The organism is Paracidovorax cattleyae (assembly GCF_900104515.1).
Taxonomy (GTDB): Bacteria; Pseudomonadota; Gammaproteobacteria; order Burkholderiales; family Burkholderiaceae_C; genus Paracidovorax; species Paracidovorax cattleyae.
On record NZ_FNJL01000037.1, the window covers coordinates 1 to 18,424 of the forward strand.

General features: G+C 65.6%; 13 protein-coding genes. 6 read left to right on the top strand and 7 right to left on the bottom strand.

Annotation, left to right across the window (positions count from 1 at the left end; translation table 11 throughout):
- Window positions 1-165, top strand: a 165-nt coding sequence (locus BLR05_RS22310) for a transposase (RefSeq protein ID WP_143015983.1), incomplete at its 5' end; no start/stop codon positions are given.
- 308 nt (window positions 166-473) lie between these two features.
- On the opposite strand, the gene BLR05_RS26150 is transcribed toward BLR05_RS22310, so the two are convergent.
- Together BLR05_RS26150 and BLR05_RS22320 are read right to left on the bottom strand one after the other, a co-directional pair.
- Window positions 474-2,456 (bottom strand): P-loop NTPase family protein, encoded by a 1,983-nt coding sequence (locus BLR05_RS26150; protein WP_143015984.1) that lies wholly within the window; start codon window positions 2,454-2,456, stop codon window positions 474-476.
- Window positions 2,457-2,733: 277 nt separating this feature from the next.
- On the bottom strand, window positions 2,734-3,711 hold the full coding sequence (locus BLR05_RS22320) for a ketopantoate reductase family protein (protein WP_192883883.1): 978 nt from the start codon (window positions 3,709-3,711) through the stop codon (window positions 2,734-2,736).
- Between the two features lie 288 nt (window positions 3,712-3,999).
- Between BLR05_RS22320 and BLR05_RS27790 the strand changes: the two genes are divergently transcribed.
- From BLR05_RS27790 to BLR05_RS22345, 4 genes are all read left to right on the top strand, one after another.
- Entirely contained in the window at window positions 4,000-5,469 is a 1,470-nt protein-coding gene (locus tag BLR05_RS27790) for a hypothetical protein (protein WP_434802844.1), read from the top strand.
- 64 nt (window positions 5,470-5,533) lie between these two features.
- Window positions 5,534-6,031 (top strand): DUF1240 domain-containing protein, encoded by a 498-nt coding sequence (locus BLR05_RS22335; RefSeq protein ID WP_092839134.1) that lies wholly within the window; start codon window positions 5,534-5,536, stop codon window positions 6,029-6,031.
- A gap of 83 nt (window positions 6,032-6,114) precedes the next feature.
- The gene (locus BLR05_RS22340; protein ID WP_167361327.1) at window positions 6,115-6,612 is read left to right on the top strand and encodes a DUF1240 domain-containing protein; all 498 of its coding nucleotides are present in this window, start codon (window positions 6,115-6,117) and stop codon (window positions 6,610-6,612) included.
- A 33-nt stretch (window positions 6,613-6,645) separates the two neighbouring features.
- On the top strand, window positions 6,646-7,062 hold the full coding sequence (locus BLR05_RS22345) for a hypothetical protein (RefSeq protein ID WP_225979183.1): 417 nt from the start codon (window positions 6,646-6,648) through the stop codon (window positions 7,060-7,062).
- Here the strand turns inward: BLR05_RS22345 and BLR05_RS22350 are convergent.
- The 3 genes from BLR05_RS22350 to dnaG form a co-directional block, all read right to left on the bottom strand.
- Window positions 7,038-9,458 carry a glucose/quinate/shikimate family membrane-bound PQQ-dependent dehydrogenase gene (locus BLR05_RS22350; protein ID WP_092839140.1) on the bottom strand — a complete coding sequence of 807 codons (2,421 nt, stop codon included), beginning with the start codon at window positions 9,456-9,458 and terminating at the stop codon, window positions 7,038-7,040. The genes BLR05_RS22345 and BLR05_RS22350 overlap by 25 nt on opposite strands.
- A 145-nt stretch (window positions 9,459-9,603) precedes the next feature.
- Window positions 9,604-11,958 carry an RNA polymerase sigma factor RpoD gene (gene rpoD, locus BLR05_RS22355; RefSeq protein ID WP_092839143.1) on the bottom strand — a complete coding sequence of 785 codons (2,355 nt, stop codon included), beginning with the start codon at window positions 11,956-11,958 and terminating at the stop codon, window positions 9,604-9,606.
- A 234-nt stretch (window positions 11,959-12,192) separates the two neighbouring features.
- Window positions 12,193-14,211, bottom strand: coding sequence for a DNA primase (dnaG, locus tag BLR05_RS22360; protein WP_092839146.1), 2,019 nt, complete (start codon window positions 14,209-14,211; stop codon window positions 12,193-12,195).
- A gap of 250 nt (window positions 14,212-14,461) precedes the next feature.
- Between dnaG and BLR05_RS22365 the strand changes: the two genes are divergently transcribed.
- A complete protein-coding gene (locus tag BLR05_RS22365) occupies window positions 14,462-15,379 on the top strand; it encodes an EAL domain-containing protein (protein WP_092839149.1) in 918 nt (305 codons plus the stop codon).
- 8 nt (window positions 15,380-15,387) lie between these two features.
- Here BLR05_RS22365 and BLR05_RS22370 read toward each other — a convergent pair whose 3' ends face one another.
- Together BLR05_RS22370 and BLR05_RS22375 are read right to left on the bottom strand one after the other, a co-directional pair.
- Window positions 15,388-16,368 carry a TRAP transporter substrate-binding protein gene (locus tag BLR05_RS22370; protein WP_092839152.1) on the bottom strand — a complete coding sequence of 327 codons (981 nt, stop codon included), beginning with the start codon at window positions 16,366-16,368 and terminating at the stop codon, window positions 15,388-15,390.
- A 204-nt stretch (window positions 16,369-16,572) separates the two neighbouring features.
- Window positions 16,573-18,402, bottom strand: a complete 1,830-nt coding sequence (locus BLR05_RS22375) for a gamma-glutamyltransferase family protein (protein WP_092839155.1) — start codon at window positions 18,400-18,402, stop codon at window positions 16,573-16,575.
- Between the last annotated feature and the right edge of the window lie 22 nt (window positions 18,403-18,424).

The window sequence follows — 18,424 nt, forward strand, 5'->3', positions numbered from 1 at the left end:
ATCCGGGCCAGGGTGGAGCACCCGTTCCGGGTGATCAAGCAGCAGTTCGGTCACGCCAAGGTGCGCTACCGGGGCCTGGTCAAGAACACGGCGCGGCTGCAGGTGATGTTTGCGTTGGGCAATGTGTGGATGGCACGCCGGCAGTTGCTGGCGCTGCAGGCATGAGTGCGCCTGGAATGCGCCCAAGAGCCGCTGCACGGACCCAATCTGCCTGCTGAATGGGCATTTCGCGCGAGAAATCAGTCTGATCTCGCACATCGCTAGAAGTCGCCCCCGATTCATCCCCGCCGCAGGGCATAGGAAAGGGGTTTTGCAGACCTTCCCTAAGTCGGACCCTTCACATAGGCAGGCTGGCTCAGCGATAACAGTGATTGGCAATGTTCGCCTCATGGGACCGCCGCGGTCAGAATCCGGCCATATCATCGACCGTTTGCAGACCGTCTGGTGTGGCGTGCGGCGCCGCCGACTTGCAGCTACGCCAGTCTTTCTTCAAGCCATTGGAGTTCTCGGCGATGCAAGGCGATGTCTGCAGCGTCTACGGCCTTTGCGTGCGCATCAGGGCGATCATTGAGAAGGTCCATTGCCGATTCAAAGCGGCGCTTGTCGCCAAGAACCTTCTCAAAGTGCGCCCAATGTTTCAGTATTACCACACCAAGTTCGCGCCAATACAACTTGTTTAACAGTGCGTCCCCGGATAAAGACGCTAGTTCGATTCGCTGCTTCTCGGGAAGAGCCCTGAGAACCGCGTCTACCCAGTTTTCTCCAGCCTTGGCCGCAAACTTCAGCGAGAAATAAATGAACTCCCGAAGCTTGCGTTCCATTAAGTTTCGCCTTCTATTAATAACAGAGAGTTCCTCTGCCCACTCTTGAGGCGCCAGCGCTAGCGTGGTGCTGGCATCCTCAAGTTCGAGTGACCGTTGTGCTTGAGGGGCAACATCTCCAAGGGCTGAAAGCCCGGCCTTGATCATGGCACTTGTGACTGACACGCCAACGGGCTTTTGGGTAGCAAGGCCATATCTAAGAAGAAGTTTTCCTTCAATGAGCGGGAGATGCGTAGTTGCTGCGGCCCGCTCCAACAATTCGATTGGTTCCGCAGTCTTTCGTCGCAAATCCTCAAGAGCTACCTTGGCTACATCGACGCCTTCCGCGTCTACAAAGTCCTTGAGCAGGCTTGCCACTAGCTCGGTCTCAAGTGTGCGAGGGCGCCCCTGGATATCTACAGCATGATGCAAGTACGACCCTGCAAGTCGAATCCAATAGGGGAAATCGGCGCAAGTCTCGGCCATGATATCTTGATTCTGATCCGATAAAATCAATCCGCATCTTTTGCACAGATCCTTAATCATCTGTTTTGAAGCGTGGCGGGCGAACGGCGCGAGATAGCCCTCAGGTACGAAGTGGAGAACTGAATTCTCAATTCCGTCGAAACTTTCCACTCTAAAAGCTTGAGACGATACTCCGGATACCAGTACTGAAAGAGGAAATCCCATGCGCTGTGCTTCTTGATAGGCTACCCTAAATTCCCGCCAGAATTGGTTGAATTCCTGTCGCCAAATGGGTCGTGTGGGCGATGCCGGAGTAATATAGTCAATCTCGTCAAAGATCAATGCTAACGGCTTAGGGTCTTTCGTAGACCATAGGTCGTCGAAAACCGGAACCAATTCCTTATCGCTGCGCTTTAGGGCCTCTGTGATGTGTGCGTAGCCGCGCGTGGAGGCCATTTTTGCCACTTTTGCGATGGCTTTAAGTGCATCTCCTGCAGACAGCTTATTGAAGCCATCAACAGAGCAGTCAATCATGGCGATCCTTAGATCGCCACTTTCACGCGCCGCTGCAACAATTCGATTTATCAGGGAGGTTTTTCCAAGTTTTCGAACTCCAAAGATTGAGATGATTCGACCGCTCTGAAGCTGTCGTAGCGTCTCAATAGCTGTATTTCTGCGGCCAAAGAAGTCCGTATCGGAGAGTACCGGACCAGTTAACGAAAACGGGTCGTAAGCAAAAAGATCACGAGCGAGGTTCCGGCGAAGTGATTCCGTTGGTGGAATTGCTCCTGCGGATGGGCGAAAAATAGGAATGATCTTGTATCCCAGCTCGCGTCCCCAGTTACGGAGCTTTTCGTCTCCCGATGCGTCTGCGTGGACGATGATCATGAACGCAGGATCGAGACGTCCTGCACTTTCTGCAATTAGATCTCGTGCGGCGTGCAGCGTACGAACCTGAAGTTCCTTGACATTGATTGCCAAACCGAGCACCTCGCGATCCAATAAAAGGGAATCGGAAATAGTCCTAGTCGGCTTGCAGTGCAGCACTACGTGGTTCTTTCCGTTTGCGGCATGCGTCTTGAAAAACTCGATCGTGAAAAGACCGTCGAGTGCGTTGCAGACTTCCGACGCTAATGAATTGCGTGCGACGTTTGCGCGTATTTCTTCTTTGACATTAAGTAAATGAGCCATTTTTTCTCCCTCACGTGTTAGTGGAATAATGGTATTGATGAGCCTGCGGTGAAAGAACGCCACCGAGATCTGTAGACAGGATGATATGCAAGCCAACGGCCTGATACGGATCTACACTAATTTCCTGTCGAAGCCCCCTTCCGTTGTGAGAATTGATGAGCGACCTGATAGCGATCTTATCGACTGCTCCCAGGCGGACTTTGTCGATTCGGCCATCACTGTCGAATGACGGCTTTCAGCCTGAAGCACCAGTTCAACGTGGCTTCCCACATGCTCTTCAATCCCTCTTCCCCTCCACCACCTTCACCAACACCCACAACGCCCGGTTCACCGGCGTCCCCACCCCCACCGCCTTCCCCCGCGCCACCACATACCCATTGAGGTGATCGATCTCGCTCGGCTTGCCTCGCGCCAGGTCCTGCGCGGTGGACGACATCTGCCCCGGCATGGAGGCCGCGATGCGGTTCACCGCCGCACCCACGTCGCCCGGAATCTGGATGCCGTCCGCTTCGGCCACGGCCAGGCATTCGGCCACCACGTCGGCGATCACGTCCGCCACGCCGGGCGTCTGCACCAGCCGGCCGTAGGGCTGCTGCGCAATCGCGGAGATCGCGTTGTACGCGCAGTTGAGCACCAGCTTGGCCCAGAGCGCGCCGCGCACGTTGTCTGAAATCTCCGTGGCGATGCCGGCGGCGCTGAACTGCTGCGCCACCGTGGCGCTGCGGGGCGAGGGCGCGATCACCAGTTCGCCGCGCCCGTGGTGGCGCACGTGGCCGGAGCCGGCCATTTCGGTGGCCACATAGACCACGGCGGCGGCGACGGGATGGGCGTCATCACCGCCCAGCACGCCGCGCACGCGCTCGTCGTTGTCCACGCCGTTCTGCAGCGTGAGCACCAGCGCGCCGGGGGCGAGGTGCGGCCGGATCTGGCGTGCCGCGTGTTCGGTGTCGGTGGATTTCACGCAGAACATCACCACGTCCGCGCCCCGCACCGCGGCGGGATCGATGTCGGCCGCCATGGGCACCTGTTCGTCGAGCGTGGCGGTCTGCAGGCGCAGGCCGTTCGCGCGGATGGCCTCGACATGCGCGGGCCGGCCGACGAGCGTGACCGCATGGCCGGCGCGCGCCAGCAGGGCGCCGAAGTAGCAGCCGACGGCGCCGGCGCCCATCACGGCGATGCGCAGGGGCGGGGCTGCCGGATCGGGTGGCGATACAGGCAGGACTCCGGCAGGGGCTGCCGATGGGGATGCAGTCATGCGGTTCTCTCTCTCTATCTTCTCTGTCGAGCATGGTACGTGCGGCTGGGGCTGCTGCCTCCAGGGGTTTGCACGATAGGGAGGGCGGATGTGTCATGGCCGTTCATTCGCAGTCGATATTCGTCACCCGATGCCCTTGTCAAGGCGAAAAGGGGCTGCTGTACTGATCGTTCTTCCAGGCGGAACGCTTCCTGGAAACGTCGTTGGGTTAACGCATTGTTGCAAGCGAGCCGATTGGGCAAACCTAGCATTCGCCCCCATCGAAAACGCGACAGCAGGAGAGGAACCATGAGCGCGGAGCTCGCAGCGACGTTTTTCAATATGGGCTATGCCCAGTCCGTGGCGCAGTCCATGGAGCAGAACCGGGTGGATGTGCTGGTGCTCACCCAGGGCCAGTACATGGGCATCCTGCAGGACAAGGCCCGGAACAACCCGGCGCTGGAATTCAGCCTGCGCAAGATCCTCGCCAGTTCAACATTCGGCCAGTACTGGCAGTGCACCTTCAGCCCCAACGCCAGCGAGCCGTGGGTGGGGCCGGCGGCACATGGCGCCAACGATGCGATCGCCATCACCCGCACGTTGAATGCGATCGGCATGTCGGGCATCACCAGCTATGTGAAGACCACCGCGACCGGCACCTACATCATCATCAAGGGCTACTCGGCCCGCCGCAGTTCCGCGCTGCAGGGCACGCGCTACCTCGCCACGCACCCGAAAATGATCCAGCTGGGACTGGGCATGAAGAGCCTGCAGGGCATCGCCAAGGGCGGGTTCATGCTGGGCGTGGTCGTCTCCAGCGGCATCGAGTTGATGGACTTCATGTTCAACAACGAGAAGACGATGTATGACCTCGTGGGTGGGATCGGGGTGGAAGCGGTGAAGGGTGGGTTGGGGGCGTTGGTGGCCTACTCTGCGGCCGCTGCTTTCAGCGGCGTCACGACAATCGCAGTGGCGCCCCTGGTAGTCATGGCGGTGGTCGCAGTCGTTGCCGGTATCGGGATCAATTACTTGGACAACCAATTCGGCGTGAAGGGCAAGTTGGTTGCAGGCCTCAAGATGGTCCCGGAGCAGGCTTCGCAAGGCTTGTACTACATCGACACACAATCCCAAGCGTGGTTGGACGATCTTCGATCCGCGATGGAGCAAAGAAAAGAAGAGCTGAGCCGCTCCATCGAGCGTGGCATGAGGGAGTGGCTCTGCCGAATAAGCTGCGTGCTCTATCACGCGCCTCACCGAACTGATCACATCGCCAAGTCATCCATGCACGACATTCATCAAATCCGAAAGCTTATTCGGTGGGGCATTCCGCTGTATCTCGGGCTCGTGGCATGCGCGTTGCTGATGATCCGCAATGCCTTGGTGCCTATGGTTCACGACATCCTGTCGAAGGCGCGTGTAGTGCGGATCACGCCGGGGATGCACCTCATGCTGTGCGTTGTCGCTTTCGGCTCACTGGCAATCGTCGTCATGGTGATGCGGGCGATCCCTTGCCGCCCCAGCCTCATCAAGAAGTTCGAGCTTGCGGCCAATTTGGCGGTCGCAGCCAGCGCCATTGCGCTCCTGCTGGTCCCCGTGGTCTCCATCGCCCAGCGCTACTACATGCCCAGCATCGGCTACACCCAGTGTCACGTCCTGCAGGGCCAGCCCACGCTGTGGTTCACGGACTGGGTTCGCGATCCGGCATGGTGCGTGAAGGGCAAGAGCCCGGATTGGTTGAACGAGCAGGCGCAGCGGTCCATGTCGCTCGCGCCTCTGTGAACGGTCAAATGGCGCTTGGTGTGCCAGAACAGGTATAGGACTCGATCACCCCGATCTGCCCTCCATGCGTGACGTTGCCGGAATTCGAAAAACTCTGATCTGGGGTATCCCGCTGTACCTGGGAGTGGCCATAGGTTCGATCCTGATGGTCGCCTACATCATGGTTCCGACGATAGAGGGGGTTGCCGAACGCGCCCCAGTAGTTCGCATCGGACCAGCCGTGCTGGTAGCGCCATTTGTCGCTGCGTTTTGTCTCCTCGGCGTCGTCGTCGCTTCCATGCGCGCGATTCCCTGTAGCGACCGCATCATCAAGCCTTTCGAGCGTGCGTTCATCGCCACAGTGCTGGCGGGTGTAGTGGCGATGCTGTTGATTCCGGTCACCGCTGCGTTGGCACGATCGCAGATGCCGAGCATCGGCTATACCCAATGCCATGTCCTGCAGGGCCAGCCCACGCTGTGGTTCACGGACTGGGTTCGCGATCCGGCATGGTGCGTGAAGGGCAAGAGCCTGGATTGGGTCAACGGGCAGGCGAGGGCGCCTGCGCCGCATGGGGCTCCCTGAACCGGGTAGCGGAGCCAGGGACGGGCTGGCCTGGTTTCCTGGATGTGCTCCGGGTGCCCTGCCATCAACCCACCAAACCTGAAATGCATGACATTCCCGCGCTGCGTAAAACCATGCTTTGGAGCACGCCGCTCTTTATCGGTATCTCGGCGAGCTGCGTGTGGGCCACCTTGCATGGAGTCGTGCCCGTGTTCCAGGGTATCGCGGCAAGGGCTCCGGTCGTCCGGATTGCGCCCGCTGCCCAGCTGGCACCGTTCGTTGCCGTCGTCTGCACCATGGCCATTGTGCTCGGCGCCATGCGCGTCGCGCTGTGCAGTGAAGCCGCGATGGCGAAGTTCGAGCGCGCTTTCACCATCGCCGTGCTCGCCAGTGGCTTGGTGATGGTGCTGATCCCTGTGACCTCGTTCATCCAGCGTGTTTACATGCCGAGCCTCGGCTACACGGCGTGCTACGAACTGCAAGGCAACCCGACCCTCTGGTTCACGGACTGGGTGAAAGATCCTGCGTTTTGCGTCAAAGGCAAGAGCCTGGAATGGGTGAACGGGCAACCGCGGGTGTCCACGTCGCGCGCAACTCCCTGACCACTGGAACTGTCTCCCGGTAACCGGCCACCCATGCACGACGTCCATCACATCCGGAAGCTGATTCGGTGGGGCATTCCTCTGTATCTCGGGCTCGTGGCAGGGGCGTTGCTGATGACCCGCCATGCCCTGGTGCCCATGGTTCAAGACATCATGTCGAGGGCGCCCGTGGTGCGGATCACGCCGGGCATGCACCTGATGCCGTTCATCGTCGCTTTCGGTTCGCTGGCGATCGTCGTCATGGTGATGCGGGCGATCCCCTGCCGCAATAGCCTCATCAAGAAGTTCGAGCTCGCGGCCAATCTGGCGGTGGCTGTCAGCACCATCGCGCTCATGCTAAAAAGCCCGCCGTCGCGCACGACAGGCAGGCTTCGTTCGGAGTGCGGCAGCGGGGCCGGGTGGGGCGCGCCGAGCCCAGCGCCGGATCAGCGTTGCGCAGGCAGCGCGTAGGCGATCACGTAGTCCCCCCGGTCGGGCGACTGGCGCGCGCCGCCCGCGGTGATGACCACGTACTGCTTGCCGGTCTTCGCCGACTGGTAGGTCATCGGGCCGCCCTGGCTGCCTACGGGTAGGCGCGCCTTCCAGGCCTCCTGGCCGTTGCTGCTGTCGAAGGCGCGCAGGTAGTAGTCCTGCGTGCCGGCGATGAAGACGAGGCCGCCCTGCGTGGCCAGCGTGCCGCCCAGGGTGGGCATGCCGATGGGGATGGGCATGCGCATCTTGATGCCCATCGGGCCGGTGTCCTGCACCGTGCCCACGGGCACCTGCCAGGCGATCTGGCGCGTCTTCAGGTCGATGGCCGTCAGCGTGCCGTACGGCGGTGCCTGGCAGGGAATGCCGGCCACGGACAGGAAGCGGTTCTTGTTCACCGCGTAGGGCGTGCCCTTGAGCGGCACGGCGCCCATGCCGGTGTTCACGGCCTCGCCGCCCCCGGAAGCGGCACCGCGGTTGGCCGAGGGAATCATCTGCACCCACAGGCCCAGGCGCATGTCGTTGGCGAACAGGAAGCCGTGGACCGGATCCACCGACAGGCCGCCCCAGTTCATGCCCCCCAGCGACCCGGGAAAACTCAGCGACACATCCGTGCCCGGCGCGGTGTAGAGACCCTCGTAGCGCATCTTCTTGAAGGCGATGCGGCACAGCATCTGGTCGAAGGGCGTGGCGCCCCACATGTCGGATTCGGTCAGGGTCTGCGCGCCGATCTGCGGCATGCCCACCGAGCGCGGCTGCGTGGCCGAATACGGCTCGTTCGGGATGTCGGCCTTCTTCACGGGCTGTTCCTGCACGTCGGTCAGCGGTTTGCCGGTGGCGCGGTCCAGCACGTAGATCTGGCCCGCCTTGGTGCCGATGGCCAGCGCCGGCACGGTGCGGCCGCCGTCCAGGGGGAAGTCGATGAAGCTCGGCTGCATCGGCAGGTCGAAGTCCCAGAGGTCGTTGTGCACGGTCTGGTACACCCATTTCTCGGCACCCGTGGTGGCATCCACCGCGAGCACGGAGGCGCCGTACTTGTGGTTCAGCGCCGTGCGCTCGGCGCCGTACAGGTCGGTCGAGGGGCTGCCCATGGGCAGGAAGACGGTGTTCATCGCCGCGTCGTACGACATCGGCGCCCACGAGTTGGGTGTGCTGCGCACGTAGGTCTTGCCTTCGGCGGGCGCCTTCTTGTCCTCGGGGTTGCCCGGATCGAACGCCCAGCGCATCTGGCCGGTCACCACGTCGAAGCCGCGGATCACGCCACCGGGCATGTCGGCCTGCACGTTGTCGGCCACGCGGCCGCCCACCACCACGGTGGTGCCTGCCATCAGCGGCGGGGAGGTGAGCTGGTAGAACGGATCGGGCGAGGCGCCCAGGCCGGCCTTCAGGTCCACCTGGCCATTGGTGCCGAAACCCTGGCAGAAAGCACCTGTGTCGGCATCGACTGCGATCAGGCGGGCGTCGATGGTGTTGGTGAGGATGCGGCGCTGGCAGTTGGCGCCGGCCGGCAGGGCCACCGGCTGCACGGGCGTGGCGCCCGCGGCGGTCACGGCCGGCAGCGGCGCGGCCGCGTCGAAGTAGGCCAGGCCCCGGCAGCGCTGCCACACGGACGATTGCGCGCTGATCTCCCGCTTCCAGATCTCGCGGCCGGTGTCGGCCTCCAGCGCGATCAGGTTGTTGTGCGGGGTGCAGAGGTACAGGCGTTCGCCGATCTGCAGCGGCGTGGTCTGGTCTTCCGCGCCGTTGCCGTTGCTCACGGCGATGTCGCCCGTGCGGTACGTCCACGCCACCTCGAGCTGGCCCACGTTGCCGCGGTTGATCTGGTCCAGAGCGGCGAAGCGGCTGCCGCCGCTGGCGTTGCCGTAATGCTGCCAGTTTGTCTGCGCCTGGGCCGGATCGACAGGCGTCAGGCCCGGGCCGCTGCCGCTGGCGGCCACGGTGGGATGCGGCACGAACATGCCGCCGAAAGCCGCCGCCAGCGCCACGGCCAGCACGGCTGCCAAGCCATAGGCTCCGCGGCCGCGCGGTGCGGCCAAGCCGGGATAGGCCAGCGCCACCAGCAGGCCGAGCACGCCCAGGGCGAAGAGGCGCGAGAAAAGCGGCCAGAACGACCAGCCCGCATCGGCGAGGGCCCATGCCACGCTGGCGATCAGCGTCACGGCATAGAGCCAGGCGCCGGCCGTGCGCCCGCGCCACAGCAGGATGCCGGCCACCAGCATCGCCAGGCCGGCCGGCGCGAAGTACAGGCTGCCGCCCAGGGTGGCCAGGGTGATGCCGCCCGCGAGGAAGGCGAGGCCGAACAGCACGGCCAGGGCACCCACGACCCTGCCGGCCCAGCGCGAACGCCCGGGCCGCGCCGGATCGAGTTTTGCAGTCATTGGAATTCCTTGTTGATGAACGTCAATGGTATTTTCCCGCAAGAGGTGTAACTCTGCTGTAGGCAGGGTCGGCCCATGAAAAAAGCCCCGGCGGGTGGGCACGGGGCTTGAGGGGGAGGGCCGCCGGACAGGGCGGCGGCGCGGCTCAGAGCGAGTCGATGAAGCTGCGCAGCTTGTCGCTGCGGCTCGGGTGCTTGAGCTTGCGCAGGGCCTTGGCTTCGATCTGGCGGATGCGCTCGCGCGTCACGTCGAACTGCTTGCCGACTTCTTCCAGCGTGTGGTCGGTGGACATCTCGATGCCGAAGCGCATGCGCAGCACCTTGGCTTCGCGCGGCGTGAGGCCGTCCAGGATGTCCTTGACCACGTCGCGCAGGCCGGCCTGCATGGCGGCGTCGATCGGGGCGGTGTTGGCACCGTCCTCGATGAAGTCGCCCAGGTGGCTGTCGTCGTCGTCGCCGATCGGCGTTTCCATGGAGATCGGCTCCTTGGCGATCTTCATGATCTTGCGGATCTTGTCTTCCGGGATCTCCATCTTCGCGGCCAGGATCGAGGCGTCCGGCTCGAAGCCGAACTCCTGCAGATGCTGGCGCGAGATGCGGTTCATCTTGTTGATCGTCTCGATCATGTGCACCGGGATGCGGATGGTCCGCGCCTGGTCGGCGATCGAGCGCGTGATGGCCTGGCGGATCCACCACGTGGCATAGGTGGAGAACTTGTAGCCGCGGCGGTATTCGAACTTGTCCACCGCCTTCATCAGGCCGATGTTGCCTTCCTGGATCAGGTCCAGGAACTGCAGGCCGCGGTTGGTGTACTTCTTGGCAATGGAGATCACGAGGCGCAGGTTGGCCTCGATCATTTCCTTCTTCGCGTCGCGCGAGGCCGACTCGCCCTCGTTCATGCGCTTGTTGATGTCCTTGAGCTCGGACAGCGGCACCACCACGCGGGACTGCAGGTCCATCAGGCGCTGCTGCAGCTCCTGCACCGGCGGGATGTTGCGCGCGAGCACGGCGCTCCAGGGCTTGCCGGCGGTGGCCTGCTTCTCGACCCACTGCAGGTTCAGCAGATTGGGCGGGAAGTCCTTGATGAAGGTTTCCTGCGGCATGCCGCACTTGTCCACGATGATGCGGCGCAGCTCGCGCTCCTTCTTGCGCACGTCGTCCACCTGGGCACGGACCATGTCGCACAGCTTCTCGATGGTCTTGGCCGTGAAGCGGATGGTCATCAGCTCGGCCGAGATGGCGTGCTGGGACTTCATGTAGGCCGGCGTGCCATAGCCTTCCTTGTCGTAGATCTTGTGCATCTTCTCGAAGAGCCCGCGCAGGTTGTCGAACCGGCGCAGCGCTTCGTTCTTGAGCTCTTCCAGCTTCTTGGTCAGGGCCTTGGAGCCGCCCTTGCCGTCGTCGTCGTCCTCTTCATCGAACTCGTCGAAGTCTTCCTCGGCCACGTAGTCGTCGGCCTCGTTGGGGTTGGAGAAGCCGTCCACGATGGTGGAGATGACGACCTTGCCCTCGCGGATCTCCTCGCCCATCGCCAGGATCTCGGCGATGGTGGCGGGCGATGCGCTGATGGCTTCCATCATGGCCTGCAGGCCGCCTTCGATGCGCTTGGCGATCTCGATCTCGCCCTCGCGGGTGAGCAGTTCCACCGTGCCCATCTCGCGCATGTACATGCGGACCGGGTCGGTGGTGCGGCCGAATTCGCTGTCCACGGTGGAGAGCGCGGCCTCGGCTTCTTCCTCGGCTTCCTCGACGGTGGTGGCCGTGGGCGTGACGTTGTTCTGGAACAGCGTCTCGGCATCGGGCGTCTGCTCGTACACGGCCACGCCCATGTCGTTGAGCATGGTGACCACGACTTCCATGGTCTCGGCATCGACGAGCTTGTCGGGCAGGTGGTCGGAGATCTCGACCTGCGTGAGGTAGCCGCGCGTCTTGCCGAGCGTGATCAGGGCCTTCAGGCGCGAGCGGCGCTTGGCCAGGTCTTCCTCGGACAGGACGGTGTCGTCCAGGCCGAATTCCTTCATCAAGGCGCGTTCCTTCGCCTTGCTGATCTTCATGCGCAGGGGCTTGACCTTCTCGGCGGCGGGCGCCGCCGCTGCCTCGGCCGGTTCGGCCTCGACTTCGCCCTCGAGCTCGGATTCGATGTCCGACAGGTCGGCGTCGTCGCCCACGGCGCCGTCCTCGGCGGCCTTGGGCTTGCGGCCGCGCTTGGCGGGGGCCTTGCCGGCGGCGGTTGCGGTGGCGGCCTTGGCCGGGCGGCCGGGGCGCTTCTTGGGCGTTTCGTCGTCATCGGCCGCCGCAGGGGCCGCGGCCTTCGCGCGGCTCGCCTTCCTGGCGGTGGTTTCTTCGGAGGCTTCGGGCTTGTCGGCGGACTTGTTCACGGGCACGGATGGAGCTTTCTTTGCGGCAGGAGCGGCCTGGGTCGCGGTTTTCGAGGAGGAGGCGGCCTTCGCGGCGGTATCGGGGGCGGACTTGGGCGACTTCGCGGACTTTTGAGCGGGCATGGACGACCTCAGATTCAAAAACGGACACACAAAGGAAACGCAAGCGCCTCGGTTACCGGCGCGGGTGGCATGGCGAAGGTGGTGCCTCCGCGGTTCGAGGGGCGGGCCCCCGTGGGCAAGATGTGTGGGCGATCATTTGGTGTGCAGTCCTTGCGGTGTGGGGGCGGTGGTGCGTGCGTGTCACGGTTGCCCGGCCCGGAGGTGCTGCTGTCGCTCTTGCCGATGAACCCTATATTATAGCCCGCCCGGTTTTTTCAAGTTCGCGGGCGCGATGCCCAGCAGCGCCTGCCGCCGCTGCTGCAGCGCGCGGTACTTCTCCAGCGCGGCCGGATCGGTCGCCGCCTGCAGGATGAGTTCCTTCTCCTGGCGCTTGATGTCTTCCATCAGCATGCGGTCGAGCAGATCGCGCAGCTCGGCCCGCAGCTCGGCCGCATCACCCTCGGTCTGGGCGTGCGAGCCGGTCATCACCCGCACGGCCAGCGCCTCCGCGTCATGGCCGCGCAGGCTCTCGCGCAGCACCGCCCAGGCCTGCGGGCCGTGCTCGTGCCACTGGGCCTCCAGCCAGGTGAACAGGGGGCCGTGGGGCGCGGGCTGGGCGCAGAGCGTGGCGTGGTCCTCGTGCGAGAGGTCTTCCAGGAATTCCATGTGCGAGAGCAGCAGCCGCGCCGCGTGGTCGTCGCGTCCCGCGGCGGGCGTGGACGGCAGGCGCGGCTGGGGCGGTCGCTCGTCGCGATCGCGCCAGCGGCCCTTCTTCCAGTCGCCTCCGCCGCTTCCCTTGCGCCAGGGCTGCCTGGGGCCCAGGGAGGGCGCCGGGGCGTGGCCGTAGCCGTCTTCTCTCTGGGGCGCCCAGCCGCCGCCGTCGGAAGGGCCGCCCCAGGGCGGAGCGTCATCGTGGGCCGGTGCGCCGGACGGGCCGGAGCCCGCAGCGGCCTGCCGCCCACCGCCGGCCGGGTGCGCCGGCGCGGCCCACAGCTCCGACAGGTCGCTGGCCGCGAGCTGGGCCAGTTCCGCCAGTTCGCCCAGCAGTTGGCGCTTGAGCGCGCCGTCGGGTAGGGCGGTCCACAGCGGCCGGGCATTGGCCGCCATGCGGGCGCGGCCTTCGGCCAGGCCCAGGTCGCAGCCCTCGCCGGCGGCCTCCACCAGAAAGCGGCTCAGCGGCATGGCGCCCTGCACGTGGCGCGCGAACGCGTCGGTGCCGTGGGCGCGCACGAAGCTGTCGGGGTCGTGCTCGGCGGGCAGGAAGAGGAACTTCACGCTGCGCGTATCGGTGGCATAGGGCAGGGCGCCGTCGAGCGCCTTGCGCGCCGCGCGCCGGCCTGCCGCGTCACCGTCGAAGCTGAAGACTACCGTGTCGGTGAAGCGGAAGAGCTTGTGGACGTGGTCCGGCGTGCACGCCGTGCCCAGCGTGGCGACGGCGTTCGGGAAGCCGAGCTGCGCGAGCGCGACCACGTCCATGTAGCCCTCGGTGACGAGGGCGTAGCCGTGCTCGCGGATGGCGGTGCGCGCCTCGAACAGGCCGTAGAGCTCGCGCCCCTTGTGGAAGACGGGGGTCTCGGGCGAGTTGAGGTACTTGGGCTTGTCGTCCCCCAGCACCCGGCCCCCGAAGCCGATGCATTCGCCCTTCACGTTGCGGATCGGGAACATCACGCGGTCGCGGAAGCGGTCGTAGCGCTTGCCGTCTTCCTCGTTCACGATGACCAGCCCGCTCTCGTGCAGCAGCGGGTTGTCGTACTCGGGGAACACGCTGGCCAGCGAGCGCCAGCCCTCGGGCGCGTAGCCCAGGCCGTAGCGCTTGGCGACCGCGCCCGAGACGCCGCGCCCCTTGAAGTACGCGATGGCGCGCTGCGAGTCGCGCAGGTGGCGCCGGTAGGCCTCCCCCGCCTTCTCCAGCACGTCGGTGAGCGTGGCCTGTTTCTGGCGCTGCGCCGCCGCGCGCTCGCGCTCCTGCGGCGAGACATCGTCCTGCGGCACCTGCAGCCCCACCTGCTGGGCCAGGTCCTGCACGGCCTCCACGAAGCCCATGCCCGCATGCTCCATCAGGAAGCTGATCGCGTTGCCGTTCTTGCCGCAGCCGAAGCAGTGGTAGAACTGCTTGGACGGGCTGACGCTGAACGAAGGCGACTTCTCGCCGTGGAAGGGACACAGCCCCATGAAGTTGGCCCCGCCCTTCTTGAGCTGCACGTAGCGACCGACCACATCGACCACATCGACGCGCGAAAGCAATTCCTGGATGAAGGACTGGGGGATGGACACGCGGGGATTTTCGCCGGAATGCCGGCGGTCGGCCCGGTGTATGACCGATGCTATTGAATGAATAGCATGAGAGGTTCGCCGGCCTGGTCTGGGGCGGGGTTCCCAGCGTGAAGGCGCCTCGCACGCAGGGCCTCGCTCCACGCGCGGCGGCGTAGGACGCCACCGCTTGCTGCAGCCACGGCGCCCGCACGGGCGCGCCGCTGCACTAAGCTTCCCCTGGACAACTTCCGGGAACACTCCCCTGACTTCCATGCACGCGCACGCCCCCTCCACTCCCGCCTGCTCCGCGTGCCGAAACGGTGCCGCGGCACTGGATTTCGAATTCACCATGGCCTTCCAGCCCATCGTGGACCTGCGCCACGGCGGCAGCGTGTTCGCCTACGAGGCGCTGGTGCGCGGCACGGACGGCAGTTCGGCCGCATCGGTCCTGGCCCGCGTGAACGACGGCAACCGCTATGCGTTCGACCAGGCCTGCCGGGTGCGTGCGGTGGAACTGGCGGCACGGCTGGGAATCGACTGCCGGCTGAGCATCAACTTCCTGCCCAACGCGGTGTACCAGCCCGAAGCCTGCATCCGGGTCACCCTGGAAGCCGCGCGGCGCAGCGGCTTCCCGGTCGAGCGCATCATCTTCGAAGTGGCCGAGCACGAGAATGCCCATGACCGCGAGCACCTCAACCGCATCCTGCGTGCCTACCGGCGCCAGGGCCTGCGCACGGCCATCGACGATTTCGGCGCCGGCTATGCGGGCCTGGGCCTGCTGGCGGACTTCCAGCCCGACATGCTGAAGATCGACATGGCGCTGGTGCGCGGCATCGGCGCCGACCCGGTGCGCCAGGCCATCGCCCGAGGCGTGGTCGCCATGGGCGAGGCGCTGGGCATCGCGGTGATCGCCGAGGGGGTGGAAACCGAGGACGAACTCCGCCCCCTGCGGGCCATGGGCGTCCACCTCTACCAGGGCTACCTCTTCGCGCGCCCCGCGCTGGAGGCGCTGCCGGCCGTGCAATGGCCCCAGGGCGGCGGGTTCGGCGCCGGCTTGAACGATGCCGCTGACGCGTCGCCCGCCGCCGCCGGTGGCACCGCCGCGCCGCTGGCTGCGGCGCAGCGCGCGCTGTGGGGCTCAAAAGCGCGCGGCGGTGCGGGCAGGGCGCTGGGGTTCGGGCTCGGCTGAGCACCCGGTCACTGGTTGGAGATGATGGTCAGCAGGTCGCCCCGCACCTCGGGGTTGTCGGTGTACTTCTTGTAGAGCGGCGCCATGCGGCGCACATAGGGCGAGAAGTCGGGCACGGGGGCGAACTGCACGCCTTCCTTGGCCAGCGCGGTGCGGGCCGCGAGTTCCCGCTTTTCCCAGAGGCTGCGCATCAGCAGCGCGGAGTCCTTGCCGGCCTGGAGGAACACCTTGCGGTCCTCCGCGTTCAGGCGGTTCCACAGCTGGGTGGAGACCACCAGCGCCTCGGGGGCGATCATGTGCTGGTCCAGCAGCATGTATTTCGCGAGCTTGTACTGGCCAGTGGATTCGTAGGAGACGATGTTGCCTTCGGCGCAGTCGATCTTGCCGGTGCGGAAGCTGTCCGGCACTTCCTTGTAGGGCACGACCACCGGCGTGGCGCCCAGCAGCTTCACCATCTCGATGTGCGAATCGACCTGCTGCACCCGGATGCGCAGCCCCGCCAGGTCCTCGCGCCGGGCGATGGGCTTGTCGGCGCAGTAGAACGAGCGGGCGCCGCCGTTGTACCAGCCCAGCACGACATAGCCGGACGCCTTGAGCTTCTCGGCCAGCCGCTCGCCCATCGGGCCGTCCAGGTAGCGGAACATGTGCGCGGCGTTGCTGAACAGGAAGGGCAGGTTGAATGCCTGCAGCGCCGGCACCGCTTCGGCGAGCGGGCCCATGTTGAATTCCGCGGCGTCGATCTCGCCGGCCTTGAGCATCTGCACGGCCTTGGACTGGTCGCCCAGGACGGCATCGGAAAAAAGCTGGATCCGGTAGCGTCCCTGGGTGCCGGACTGCACCTGGGCGGCAAAGCTCTTCATCGCCTCGGTGACCGGGTAGCCGTCGGGATGGATGTTCCACGCCCGCAGCGGCGCGGCGGTCTGGCTGGTGGCGGGCGCTGCCCAGAACGCCAGCACGGTGGCGAATGCTGCCCAGAAACGCTTGCCCATGTGTTCTCCCCGTCCTCGCGGAAATTGGTGCGTGGCGCAGGCCGGTTGCGCAGGCAGCCGCCGTGTCGCCATCGCCCAGCATTCTCCGGGCGACTCTTCCGTGGGAGCAAGCGATTTCCAGGTGGGCACGCGCCGCCAAAACCACAGCCCTGCCGCGCGGGGCTTGGCACTGCACACGCGATGTGCTAGCTCGGCCGTGGCCGGTCAGTCGCCCATCACGATGCCCTCGCGGCGCGGGTCGGCGCCGCCCAGCCACATCGGCTGGCCGTGCACGTTGGCGCGGGTGATGGCCTGCAGTCCGCTGGTCATGTTCATCTCGCGCACCTCGGCGCCGCGCGTGCGCAGCTGCTCCACGGTGGAGGGCAGGAAGCGCTTTTCCTCTAGCATCGTGGGGCCGTTGAGGTTGCCGAAGTTCGGCAGGTTGATGGCCTGCTGCGGCGTCAGTCCCCAGTGGAAGATGCCGTGCAGCGTCTTGGCGGTGTAGTGGACGATGAGGGCGCCGCCCGGGCTGCCGCCGCTCATCGCGAGCTCGCCGCTGGCCTTGTCGAAGACCAGGGTTGGCGCCATGGAGGAGCGGGGGCGCTTGCCGGGCTCCACGCGGTTCGCGATGGGGCGGCCGGCTGCGTCCCGGGGCGCGAAGCTGAAGTCGGTCAGTTCGTTGTTCAGCAGGAAGCCCTTGACCATCTGGCGGGAGCCGAACTGGTCCTCGATGGTCGTCGTCATCGCCACCGCATTGCCGCGGGCGTCCACGACGCTGATGTGGCTGGTGCCGTGCTCGATCTGGTCGGGCATCGGCGCCAGGGCCGCCTTCACGGCCCCCGGCGTGCCGGGCTGGGCCACCTTCAGGCTCTGCGGGCCGATGAGGCGCGCGCGCCGGGCCAGATAGGCAGGATCGAGCAGGCTCGACCAGTTGCCTGCCGGCGGCTGCACGAAGTCCGGGTCGGCCACGTAGAGCCCGCGGTCGGCGAAGGCCAGGCGCGCGGCCTCGTTGTAGTAGTAGAGCCAGTCGGCGCCTGGCTGCAGGTCCTGGGGACCGTTCGGGCCGGCCTGCAGCGGCAGGCCGGCCGCAGGCGTCTGCTGCAGGATGCCGAGGATCTGCGCCACGGCGATCGCCCCCGAGCCGGGCGGCGGAAACCCGCACATGCGATAGGCATGGGCCGCCACGGAATAGTCGCTACACAGGGCTTCGCGCTTCTTCGGCTGGTAGCCCGCCAGGTCCGCCAGGCTCAACTGGCCGGGGTTCGTCGGGTGGCCCTGCACCTTGGCCACGATGGCCTGGGCGACCTCGCCCTCCAGCAGGGCCCTGGAGCCATTCTGCGCGATGGCCCGCAGCACGGCCGCGAGCTCCGGATTGCGCAGCACGTGCCCCACGGGCCAGGGCTTGCCCGCGGGGTCGAAGAAGTAGGCCCGCGCGGCCGGGTCCTGAGCCAGGTATTTCTCGTTGGCGAGCAGGCTGTTGAGCCGGGCGCTCACCTTGAAGCCGCCCTCGGCCAGGCGGATGGCGGGCTCGAACAGCTGTGCCCATGGCAGCACCCCATGCTCACGGTGAGCCAGCTCCAGCATGCGCACGGCGCCGGGCACGCCGACCGAGCGGCCGCCCACCACGCCGTCGTAGAATGGTATTGGCTTGCCGTCCGGGCCGAGGAACAGGTTTTCGCTGGCGGTGGCGGGGGCGGTCTCGCGCCCGTCATAGGCCTCCACCTTGCTGCCCGCCGCGTGCAGCAGGAAGGCCCCGCCGCCGATGCCGCTGGACTGGGGCTCCACCAGCGTGAGCACCATCTGCACCGCGATGGCCGCGTCGATGGCCGACCCGCCTGCCTTGAGCACCTGGTAGCCCGCATCGGTGGCCAGTGGATTGGCCGCGGCGACCGCGAACTGGCGCGTGGCCCATCCCGGCTTCTCCGTGTACCCCGACGACCCTTCGGGCTGGTCCGGCACCGAGTAGGCGAGCTGCGGGGCGGTGGAGCAGGCGGCCAGCAGGGCCGTGGTGGCAGCCAGGGTCAGAACGGTGCGGCGGGTGGATGGGAATTGCATGCGGGTACGCCTCCTTCGTGTC

Coding starts and splice junctions, on each gene's coding strand:
- BLR05_RS26150 (WP_143015984.1), bottom strand. CDS start 2,456: ATGGCTCATTTACTTAATGTCAAAGAAGAAATACGCGCAAACGTCGCA.
- BLR05_RS22320 (WP_192883883.1), bottom strand. CDS start 3,711: ATGACTGCATCCCCATCGGCAGCCCCTGCCGGAGTCCTGCCTGTATCG.
- BLR05_RS27790 (WP_434802844.1), top strand. CDS start 4,000: ATGAGCGCGGAGCTCGCAGCGACGTTTTTCAATATGGGCTATGCCCAG.
- BLR05_RS22335 (WP_092839134.1), top strand. CDS start 5,534: ATGCGTGACGTTGCCGGAATTCGAAAAACTCTGATCTGGGGTATCCCG.
- BLR05_RS22340 (WP_167361327.1), top strand. CDS start 6,115: ATGCATGACATTCCCGCGCTGCGTAAAACCATGCTTTGGAGCACGCCG.
- BLR05_RS22345 (WP_225979183.1), top strand. CDS start 6,646: ATGCACGACGTCCATCACATCCGGAAGCTGATTCGGTGGGGCATTCCT.
- BLR05_RS22350 (WP_092839140.1), bottom strand. CDS start 9,458: ATGACTGCAAAACTCGATCCGGCGCGGCCCGGGCGTTCGCGCTGGGCC.
- rpoD (WP_092839143.1), bottom strand. CDS start 11,958: ATGCCCGCTCAAAAGTCCGCGAAGTCGCCCAAGTCCGCCCCCGATACC.
- BLR05_RS22365 (WP_092839149.1), top strand. CDS start 14,462: ATGCACGCGCACGCCCCCTCCACTCCCGCCTGCTCCGCGTGCCGAAAC.
- BLR05_RS22370 (WP_092839152.1), bottom strand. CDS start 16,368: ATGGGCAAGCGTTTCTGGGCAGCATTCGCCACCGTGCTGGCGTTCTGG.
- BLR05_RS22375 (WP_092839155.1), bottom strand. CDS start 18,402: ATGCAATTCCCATCCACCCGCCGCACCGTTCTGACCCTGGCTGCCACC.